9 protein-coding genes are annotated in these 9,603 nt (G+C 63.9%); 7 read left to right on the top strand and 2 right to left on the bottom strand.

Features of this window, described 5'->3' with window-relative positions; all coding sequences use genetic code 11:
• Both AKL29_RS45660 and AKL29_RS27780 read right to left on the bottom strand, forming a co-directional pair.
• A partial coding sequence (locus AKL29_RS45660) for an efflux RND transporter permease subunit (RefSeq protein WP_244482462.1) occupies positions 1 to 1,365 on the bottom strand: 1,365 nt, incomplete at its 3' end.
• Entirely contained in the window at positions 1,362 to 2,531 is a 1,170-nt protein-coding gene (locus AKL29_RS27780) for an efflux RND transporter periplasmic adaptor subunit (RefSeq protein ID WP_050386371.1), read from the bottom strand. The genes AKL29_RS45660 and AKL29_RS27780, both read right to left, overlap by 4 nt.
• 182 nt (positions 2,532 to 2,713) lie before the next feature.
• Between AKL29_RS27780 and AKL29_RS27775 the strand changes: the two genes are divergently transcribed.
• The 7 genes from AKL29_RS27775 (at position 2,714) to AKL29_RS27745 (ending at position 9,385) form a co-directional block, all read left to right on the top strand.
• Positions 2,714 to 3,175, top strand: coding sequence for a MarR family winged helix-turn-helix transcriptional regulator (locus tag AKL29_RS27775; RefSeq protein ID WP_028334315.1), 462 nt, complete (start codon positions 2,714 to 2,716; stop codon positions 3,173 to 3,175).
• 127 nt (positions 3,176 to 3,302) lie between these two features.
• Positions 3,303 to 3,542 carry a hypothetical protein gene (locus AKL29_RS27770; RefSeq protein WP_028344615.1) on the top strand — a complete coding sequence of 80 codons (240 nt, stop codon included), beginning with the start codon at positions 3,303 to 3,305 and terminating at the stop codon, positions 3,540 to 3,542.
• Positions 3,543 to 3,792: 250 nt separating this feature from the next.
• On the top strand, positions 3,793 to 6,360 hold the full coding sequence (locus AKL29_RS27765) for a TonB-dependent receptor (protein ID WP_028334317.1): 2,568 nt from the start codon (positions 3,793 to 3,795) through the stop codon (positions 6,358 to 6,360).
• A 20-nt stretch (positions 6,361 to 6,380) separates the two neighbouring features.
• Entirely contained in the window at positions 6,381 to 7,070 is a 690-nt protein-coding gene (locus AKL29_RS27760; RefSeq protein WP_050386370.1) for a Fe2+-dependent dioxygenase, read from the top strand.
• A gap of 3 nt (positions 7,071 to 7,073) precedes the next feature.
• Positions 7,074 to 8,111 carry a tonB-system energizer ExbB gene (gene exbB, locus AKL29_RS27755; RefSeq protein ID WP_050386369.1) on the top strand — a complete coding sequence of 346 codons (1,038 nt, stop codon included), beginning with the start codon at positions 7,074 to 7,076 and terminating at the stop codon, positions 8,109 to 8,111.
• A 3-nt stretch (positions 8,112 to 8,114) separates the two neighbouring features.
• Entirely contained in the window at positions 8,115 to 8,579 is a 465-nt protein-coding gene (gene exbD / locus AKL29_RS27750; RefSeq protein WP_028334320.1) for a TonB system transport protein ExbD, read from the top strand.
• Between the two features lie 11 nt (positions 8,580 to 8,590).
• The gene (locus AKL29_RS27745) at positions 8,591 to 9,385 is read left to right on the top strand and encodes an energy transducer TonB family protein (protein ID WP_050386368.1); all 795 of its coding nucleotides are present in this window, start codon (positions 8,591 to 8,593) and stop codon (positions 9,383 to 9,385) included.
• The last annotated feature ends 218 nt before the right edge of the window (positions 9,386 to 9,603 follow it).

Below are 9,603 nucleotides of genomic sequence, written 5' to 3'. Positions count from 1 at the left end.
CAGGAGCAGCGGGATCAGCACCGCGACCAGCGAGATGCTGATCGAAACGATGGTGAAGCCGATTTCCTGCGAGCCCTTGAAGGCGGCAGCCATCGGCTTCTCGCCCTCTTCGATGTAGCGGCTGATGTTCTCCAGCATCACGATGGCGTCGTCGACCACGAAGCCGACCGCAATCGTCAGTGCCATCAGCGACAGATTGTCGAGCGTGTAGCCGAACACCCACATCAGCGCGCAGGCGCCGAGCAGCGCCAATGGCACCGTGACTGTCGGGATCACGGTCGCCCAGAAACTGCGCAGGAAGACGAAGATCACCATCACGACCAGGAAGATGGTCAACAGCAGGGTGAACTGGACGTCCTCGACCGCCGCGCGGATCGTAGTGGTGCGGTCGCTGATGACGTCGATCTTGATCGCCGGCGGGATCGCGGCGACCAGCCGGGGCAGCGTCGCCTTGATCTTGTCGACGGTGTCGATGACGTTGGCGCCGGGCTGCTTGAAGATGACGAGGAATACGCCGCGCTTGCCGTTGGCCCAGGCGGCCTGCTTGGCGTCCTCGGGCCCGGTGACGGCCTGGCCGATGTCACGGATCCGCAGCGGCCCGCCATTGCGGTAGGCGATGATGACGTCGTTCCACGGGCTCGCCGTCAGCAGCTGGTCGTTGGCGTAGATGGTATAGGCGCGGGTGGCGCCGTCGATATTGCCCTTCGGACTGTCGACGGTCGCGATGTTGATCGCGGCGCGGACGTCCTCCAGCGACAGGCCCTTGGCGACGAGCTTGGCCGGGTCGATCTGGACGCGAACCGACGGCTTCTGCTGGCCGCCGATGATGACCTGCGCAACGCCCGAGATCTGGCTGATCTGCTGCGCCAGCTGGGCGTCGACGGCATCGCTGACCGTCGTCAGCGGCAGCGTGTCCGATGTCGCCGACAGCAGCATGATCGGCGAGTCCGCCGGGTTGACCTTGCGGTAGGTCGGCGGCGAGGGGAGGGTTTTCGGCAGCTGGCCGCTTGCGGCGTTGATGGCGGCCTGCACGTCATTGGCCGCGCCGTCGATGCTGCGGTTGAGGTCGAACTGGATGGTGACCGCCGCCGTGCCGAGATAGCTCGTCGAGGTCATTTGCGCGATGCCGGGGATTTGCGCGAACTGGCGTTCCAGCGGCTGGGCGACCGAGGTCGCCATCGTCTCCGGGCTGGCGCCGGGCAGGGTCGCGGTGATCTGGATGGTGGGGAAGTCGACCTGCGGCAGCGGCGCGACCGGCAGCAGGGGATAGGCGACGAGACCGACGAACAGGATGCCGGCCATCAGCAGCGAGGTGCCGATGGGGAAACGAATGAATGGTGCGGAAATTCCGGCGCCGACGCTCATTCCTGCGCAACCTTCGACTGGGACGGATCCGAGCTCGCCACCGCCGTTGTCACCTGGGTTCCCGGCGAGACCTTGTACTGGCCCGCGGTGATCACCTGCTGTCCGGGCGACAGGCCCTCGTCGATCACCGACTTGCCGTCGATCGACTGGCTGACCTTGATCTTGCGAAGCTCGGCCTTGTTCTCCTGATTGACTGAATACGCGTAGAGGCCATCGGCGCCATGCTGCACCGCGTCATCGGGGACGACGGTGGCATCCTTCAAGGTTCTGACCAGAAGGCGGGTCGAGACCGACTGGCCCGGCCACAGCGCGTGGTCCTTGTTATCAAACACCGCCTTCAGCCGGACAGTCCCGCTGGTGGTGTCGACCTGATTGTTGATCAGCGCCAGGGTTCCCGTGGATAGCACCCGCTTGCCGTCGGTGGTCAGGGCAATGGTCTTGGGCGGCGCCACGGCTAGCGCCGCCTTGATATCGGGCAGCTGGTCTTCCGGCGCGGTGAAGATCACAGTGATCGGTTCGATCTGGGTGATCGTGACAATGCCGGTCTGGGCCGAGGCATTGACGATGTTGCCGATATCGACCAGTCGGAGGCCGACAATGCCGTCGATCGGAGATTTGACGGTGGTGTAGTCCACCTGGGTCTGGGCATTGAAGATGGCGGCCTCGTCAGCCGAGATCTGGGCGGTCAGCTGCGCCACCGTGGAGCGCTGGGTGTCGAGCTGCTGGCGCGTCGCGAACTCGCCGAGCTTGGTGTAACGCTGCAGGTCGAGATTGGCGTTGGCGAGATTGGCTTCGTCCTGCGCCTTCTTGGCCTTGGCCTGGTCGAGCGTCGCCTGATAGGGCCGCGGGTCGATCTCGACCAGCGTGTCCCCGGCCTTGACGAACTGGCCTTCCTTGAATGCGATCCTGGTGATCTGGCCGTCGACCCGGGTGCGGACCTGGACCGTGTTGAACGCCTGCACGGTGCCGAGGCCGGTGAGATAGACCGGGAAGTCGGCTTTCTCGACCGGTGAGATCTTGACCGGAACGGCCGGGCGTTGGGCTGAGCGCTTCTGCGCGGCTTCGATCGCCTGCTGGTTGCTCGTGTGTTTCTGCCAGCCGAAATAACCGGCGGCGCCGACCGCAGCGATCACCAAAACCCAACCGATGGTGCGTGACTTTGACATGCGGACTCTTGGGTTCGACGTAACAATAAAGGGTGATCGAAACGGTTCACAGAGCTTGCGGATATAATATGCGTGCACTTAATGTGTAAACACACCAAGGCTTGAGAATCCTAAACATTTGGAAAGGTTTAGGTCAGAAACGAGCAGAAACATTTCGTCTGGGAAACGCACCGAGGACCCCTATGTCGCTCGATCTCAAACGCCAGTTTATCGCGCAGCTCGTCGAGAGTTCCCGGCTGCTGCGCAATTATATCGATCATCGCGCCAAGGCGCGAGGCACCACGCGTGCGCAATGGATCGTGCTCTTCCGCCTGCGCGAGCAGGAGGGGCTGTCCCAGGTCGATCTCGCCGACGTCCTCGAATTGCAGCCGATCTCGCTGGTGCGGCTGCTCGACCGCCTCGTCGAGCATGGCCTGCTCGAACGGCGTCCCGATCCCAGGGATCGCCGTGCCAATCGCCTGTTCCTGACCAGGAGCGGGCGCCGCCTCGTCGACGACCTCGACAGTCTGCGCGACGCGATCGCCGGCGACGTGTTGCGCGACGTCTCGGACAAGCATGTCGAAAGCGGCCTCTCCACGCTTCGCGAGGTCAAGGATCGCATCAAGGCGCTCGGCGAGGAGGCGGAGCGCATCGCCGCGAAATAGCGCATCTCATCGTGCGCAGATTCCTTCGCTCCATCCATTCACCCGTTGCAGCGTGCGCGAGCCGGTTGAATCGTCGCGGGATGTCGTTCATATCGCGCAGCGACGATGCGAGAGGACGAGGGCTGCGATGGATGAGTTGAACGGGCGCATGATGGCATGCCAGATCCTGGTCACCGGATTGATCGCGCGCGTCGCCAACGAGCAGCGGGACCCGCTGCGCTTTCTCACCGACTTCCGCGACGAGATCAAAGCGGTCGTCAACGGGGTCAACATCGCCGGCCTCGAGAACAGCGACCGCGTGCGGCAGGTCGCGCAGCGGACGATCGACGAGCTGTTTTCGCTGATGAAGCCACCAAGCGCCGAGTGATCGGGGACGCATGCTTGCAAGCGGCGGTCAATGACGGGCGACACCGATTTAGAACGATTATTAGAACGCTTAAAAACTACAGTTTAGAACGATTTCAAACCGTAGATTAGAATCGCTTTGAATTGGGGCGATTCAAGCCAACTGTTGCGCTCGGCGCATTGATAAAAAAAGTCACGCTCGATAACCGAAAGAGACAGTTCGTCGCAGCTTCATTTCGCGAACGGGCTGACTTTTCTGGGGCAAGCAAGACATGAGCAATGTGAAGGCGCCGAGATCGCTGCGCTTCGATGCAGCGATCGGTTCGGCTGATGATACCGGTTATTCCGCCACGAAGGTCTCCGCAGTCGCGAGCCTGATCGCGGTGGCGTCGTTTTCGGGGGCCGAAGCGCAGCAATCCAACCTGCCGCCGGTGAATGTCGATGCCCCGGTCGCTCGCCCGCGGCCCGTGACGTCAAAGCCCACGGCGGACCAGGTCCGCGCCCGCAATGCGCTGCGCCGCGCCGCGCGACGCAACAACCAGCAGGCTCAACAGGCGCCGGTGCCGTTTCCCAACGCCGGCGGTCTTCCCGCTGACCGCGATCCCTATGCGGATCCTGCCGCGCCGTACAAGGGCGACCGTTTGCAGGCCTCCGGGAAATATCCCGAGCCGATCCTGAACACACCGAAATCGGTCACGGTGCTGACCAAGGACGTGCTCGAGGACAAGAACGCCACCTCGCTGAAGTCGGCGATCCTGTCGACGGCCGGCGTCACGCTCGGCACGGGCGAGGGCGGCAATGCCTTCGGCGACCGCTTCTTCATCCGCGGCTTCGATGCGCGCAACGACATCTTCATCGACGGCGTGCGCGACTCCGGCGTCAGCGTCCGCGAGAATTTCTTCACCGAGCAGGTCGAGATCCTGCGTGGCCCCGGCTCGTCCTTTGCAGGCCGCGGCACCACCGGCGGCGCGATCAACATCGTCACCAAACAGGCGACGACGCAGAACAGCTTCTACAACATGGACACCACGTTCGGCACCGATCGCACCAAGCGCGTAACGCTCGACGTCAACCAGGTGATCAGCCCGACGCTGGCGATCCGCGCCGGCGGACTGTTCCAGGATGCCGGCGTCGCCGGCCGCAGCTATGTCACCGACGACCGCAACGGCGCGTTCGTCGCCGGCACGTGGAAGCCGGTCGACGCGGTGAAGATCACCGGAAACTACATCCACACCGAGCTGACCGGACTCCCGGATTTCGGCGTGCCTTATTATCGACCGAGCACCGCGAGCACGGCCGGCGGCCCGTTCCCGGATTTTGGCGTCAACCGCAACAATTGGTATGGTTTCGTCAACCGCGACTTCTTCAGGACCGGGCAGGACATCGGCACCATCAACGCCGAGGTGCAGATCACGCCGGACCTCGTGGTCAGCAACAAGATCCGGGAATCGCGCTCGACCCAAAACTACATCGGCACGCTGCCGGAAGCGCCGACGCTGGCCGCGGGCGCTCCGTTCACGGCGTATACGCTGAGCGCCAATCCGCAAAGCCGCTACCAGGTCACCGACGTGTTCGCCAACCAGACCGAGGCGACCTACAAGTCGGTCGACGGGCTCGGCTTCAAGCACACGACGACGGCCGGCGTCGAATACGACAACGAGCGGTCCTCGATCGACAGATATCTCGGCCTGAGCTCGGAAATAACGACCGGCACATCGGCTTTCACGGGAAGCGGATCGCTCTCCGGCGTCAGCGTGTTCAATCCGCAATACACCAACATTCCATTCCCGATTCCGTCGGGGCTGTCCGGGATGCCGACCAAGATCGGGATCGACACCACCAGCGGCTACATCATGGATACCGCGAACTACAATGACTTCGTGATCCTCAATGGTGGCATCCGCTACGACGACTACAAGATCAACACGTCGGGATATCTGACGTCGGGCAACAGGACCACATTCGGCAGTCAGTCGGCCGACTTCGGGATGCCGAACTTCAATCTCGGCCTCACGTTGAAGCCGTTGCCGAACGGCAGCGTCTATGCGGCCTATGCGACCTCGTCGAACCCTGTCGGCGCCGAGTTCGACGGTACCAGCACGGCGTATGGCGGCCTGTCTCCGGTGCTGAACGGCGGCAATACCCAGATCTTCGGGCCGGAAAAGAACAAGGCGATCGAAGTCGGCACCAAGTGGGAATTGTTCGATCGTCATCTGTTGGTGACGGCGGCGCTGTTCCAGACCGAGAAGGAAAATGCGCGTGAATCGCAGAACGTGAACAACGCGGCCGCGGCCGCGGCGCTCGGCTGCTCCTATCCGACCGGGACGACCGGCAACATCTCCTGCATCACCGCGGGCGCGGCCTACCGCATCCGCGGCATCGATCTGGGCGTTGGCGGCAAGATCACCGACAAATGGAGCGTGTTCGGCGGTCTCGTGCTGATGCAGTCGGCAGTGACGAGGTCGCTTGCGCCGCCGGCCAACACCATCCTGTACTCCAGCAATGTCGGACTGCCGCTCGCCAACGTCGCGCATCAGTCGTTCAGCATGCTGACCAAGTACCAGCTCACCGACATGTGGGAGCTCGGTGGGCAGGCTGTGTATCGCTCGAAGGTCTATGGTGGCACGCTGCTCGCGGCCAACCAGGGCACCTCGATCCCGAGCTACTGGCGCTTCGACGCCTTTGCCGAAGCAAAGATCGACAAGCACTGGACGATGAAGCTGTTCGTCAACAACATCTTCGACAAGCGCTACTACGACGCGCTGTACCAGAGCGCGGCGCCGTTCGTGCTCGAAGCGCCGGGGCGCGCCGCGTATCTGGTTGTTTCTGCGCGTTACTGACGGAGGCTTCGCGGCGACAGATGCTGGTCTGTGTTCCCAACGTATTGAGCAAGGCTGATGTGGCGGACTTCCGCCGCATCATGGCGCAAGCCGAATGGGAGGACGGTCGCTCGACCGCCGGCGCCGCGTCCGCGATGGTCAAGCGCAACGAGCAGCTGCCGCCCGACAGCGAGGTCGCGCGGCAGCTCGGCAACCGCATCCTGTCGGCGCTGTCGGCTAGCCCGCGCTTCATCTCGGCGGCGATCCCGCTTAGAATCTTTCCACCCTTGTTCAATCGTTATGTCGCCAGCGACGGGCACCATTTCGGCCTGCACGTCGACAATGCGGTGCGCGGCGACAGGCTGACGGGCATGAGGATCCGCACCGACCTCTCGGTCACGCTGTTTTTATCGGAGCCGGAGGACTACGACGGCGGCGAGCTCGTCATCGAAGACCTCTACGGATCCCATGAAATCAAGCTGCCGGCGGGCGATCTCGTGGTTTATCCTGCTTCCAGTTTGCATCTGGTCACGCCGGTCACGCGGGGGACCCGGGTAGCGTCTTTTTTCTGGCTGCAGAGCATGGTACGGGATGCACACGCGCGCAGCCTGATCTTTGATCTCGATACCGCGATCCAGGCTCTGGTGGAGCGGCTGGGGCGCGATGACCCCGAAACGGTCAAATTGACCGGGATTTATCACAACCTGATCCGTCACTGGGCCGAAGTGTAACTGATGATGACATTCAAGTTCCCCGCTGCGTCTGCCATGATCGCCTCGCTGGCGATGCTGATGCTGGCCGCGCCGTCTTCGGCGCAGCAGCAAACGGCGCCTGTAGCGCAGCCCGCACCCGTGACCCGGCCTCAGCCCGCACCCGCGGCCCAGCCGGCGGCAGCCCAGCCTGCGCCGACTGCCCAAGCCGCGCCGGTGGCCGCCCAGCCGGCACCGCAGGCCCAGGCCGCGCCGGCCCCTGCCGCGGCGGCTCCGGCACCGACGGCGAACGAGGCGTCCCTGGCCGCGCCCGCGAGCGGCGACAGCAAGTCGCTGAAGTCGACCTCGACCGGCCTGCACGAATTGTCGCCGTGGAATATGTTCTTGAACGCCGACATCATCGTGAAGGCGGTGATGCTCGGTCTGGCATTCGCCTCGCTCGTGACCTGGACGGTGTTCATCGCCAAGATGGTCGAGCTGACGGTAGCGCAGCGCAAGCTGCGCGGCGCGCTGGCCAAGATCGCTGAATCGCGCTCGCTGGCCGAAGCGCAGTTCGCGCTCGGCGCCAAGGGCAGCGTGCTGTCGTCGTTCATCGCCGCTGCGATGCGCGAGGGGCGCCTGTCGGCGGGCATCTCGAGCGACAGCGGCATCAAGGAGCGCGCGGCGTCGAGCTTCGCCGAGATCGTGCGCGCCGAAGCCCGCAAGATCCGCATCGGCATGGGCCTGCTCGCGACCATCGGCGCGACGTCGCCCTTCGTCGGCCTGTTCGGCACGGTCTGGGGCATCATGAACAGCTTCATCGGCATTTCGAAGTCGCAGACCACCAATCTTGCCGTGGTGGCGCCGGGCATCGCGGAAGCGCTGCTCGCGACCGCGATCGGCCTCGTCGCGGCGATCCCCGCAGTCATCATCTACAACCATTTCTCGCGCGTCACGAAGGTCTACCTCGAACTCGTCAATCGCGCCTCGGGCGCCGCGGGACGGCTGTTGTCGCGCGACCTCGATCGCACCCATGGCGACGTTCCGCGCAACGCGCATGCGCGCGCCGCGGCGGCGGAGTAGGCGATGGCAGTCTCGATCTCCGAGAACGATGGCGACGACGATTTCGCGGAATCCCACGAGATCAACGTCACGCCGTTCATCGACGTCATGCTGGTGCTGCTGATCATCTTCATGGTGGCGGCACCGCTCTCGACCGTCGATCTTCCGATCGATCTGCCGACCTCCAGCGCGACGCCGCAGAAGAAGCCGGACAAGCCAACCTATGTCAGCATCAAGCCGGATCTCACGCTGGCGATCGGGGAGAACGCGGTGAAGCGCGTCGACCTGGTCAATTCGCTGGATGCCGTGCCCGACATGAGCCGGGACAAATACGTGTTCGTGCGGGCCGATCGGATGGTACCCTATGGCGAACTGATGGGCGTGATGGAGCTGCTGCGTGCCGGCGGCTACACGCACGTGAAGCTGGTCGCGCTCGAGGGCGTTCCAGGAGCGCCCGCGGCCGCGCCGGCTGATTCTGCCAAACCCTGACGGCGAACGCGATGTCCACCAACCCCGATCTCGACCTGCGGACCTCGAAGCGGCTCTGGGTGATCGCTGCCGTGACGGCGGTCGGGCTGCATCTGGGCGGTGCCGCGCTGGCGCTGACCAATTTGCGCGGCGACGACGGCGATGAGGGTCTCGGCGCCGCTGGCGCGGAATATGCCGTCGAGCTTGCCTCGGCGGATGTGCCCGACGATGCTGCACCGCCCGGCGCGCCGGCTGACGAGCAGCAGGCCGTGCAGGAAATGGCGCAGCAGAAGGCCGAGGTGAAGGACACCGACCTGCCTCAGGAAAAGCCCGTGGAGTCCGACGACCCCGATCGCATCGTGACGGAGGATACCGCGAAGAAGCAGAAGGAGGAGGAGGCCAAGGTCGCCAAGGTCGAGACCAATGCGCAGGAAGCGCAGCAAGCCTCGGAGTTGGCCGCGCCCACCAAGCTGGAGGACGCCCGTCAGTCGGAGACGACCAAGGCGCCCAATCCCGGCATCGGCAAGGACAAGCTGCTGCTGACCGCCAAATGGGGCAAGAAGATCAGCGCCTATCTCGACCTGCACAAGAAATTTCCCGAGAACGGCAAGGCCAAGGCAGCCAAGGTGAAGGTCGCACTTGTGCTGAATCGCCTTGGCAAGGTGTTGTCGGTTGCCGTGCTGGAATCGTCCGGAGATGCCGCCTTTGACGACGCGGCGATCTCGATGGTCCACCGGTCCGATCCGGTCCCGGCGCCGCCGGCTGACCTGACCGACGATCAGTTCTCCTTCAGCCTCGACGTCAATTACAACAAGCCGAAGAAGTAGCGAGCCGCGGCCGGCTGCGATCAGACCCTGGCGTCATTCCGGGGCGCGACACGTCGCGAACCCGGAATCCATTTATCCATTGAATGTGCCGCTGCTCAATTCCGGGTTCGTCGTTTCACGCGGCCCGGAATGACGTTGCCTCAGCTCTTCTTCACCAGCGGGCAGACGCTCTTCTCGAGCGGCAGCCAGGCTTCGTCCGCGGGGATGGTGGCGACCAG

Source organism: Bradyrhizobium pachyrhizi, assembly GCF_001189245.1.
GTDB classification, from domain to species: Bacteria; Pseudomonadota; Alphaproteobacteria; order Rhizobiales; family Xanthobacteraceae; genus Bradyrhizobium; species Bradyrhizobium pachyrhizi.
Note: the sequence above shows the minus strand (reverse complement) of the source record. Positions and strands in the feature narration are given on the sequence as shown.

Bases quoted from the DNA above. Each gene is read 5' to 3' on its own strand.
- AKL29_RS27760 (WP_050386370.1), top strand. From the start codon at position 6,381: ATGCTGGTCTGTGTTCCCAACGTATTGAGCAAGGCTGATGTGGCGGAC.
- AKL29_RS27775 (WP_028334315.1), top strand. From the start codon at position 2,714: ATGTCGCTCGATCTCAAACGCCAGTTTATCGCGCAGCTCGTCGAGAGT.
- AKL29_RS27780 (WP_050386371.1), bottom strand. From the start codon at position 2,531: ATGTCAAAGTCACGCACCATCGGTTGGGTTTTGGTGATCGCTGCGGTC.
- AKL29_RS27770 (WP_028344615.1), top strand. From the start codon at position 3,303: ATGGATGAGTTGAACGGGCGCATGATGGCATGCCAGATCCTGGTCACC.
- AKL29_RS27745 (WP_050386368.1), top strand. From the start codon at position 8,591: ATGTCCACCAACCCCGATCTCGACCTGCGGACCTCGAAGCGGCTCTGG.
- exbB (WP_050386369.1), top strand. From the start codon at position 7,074: ATGATGACATTCAAGTTCCCCGCTGCGTCTGCCATGATCGCCTCGCTG.
- AKL29_RS27765 (WP_028334317.1), top strand. From the start codon at position 3,793: ATGAGCAATGTGAAGGCGCCGAGATCGCTGCGCTTCGATGCAGCGATC.
- exbD (WP_028334320.1), top strand. From the start codon at position 8,115: ATGGCAGTCTCGATCTCCGAGAACGATGGCGACGACGATTTCGCGGAA.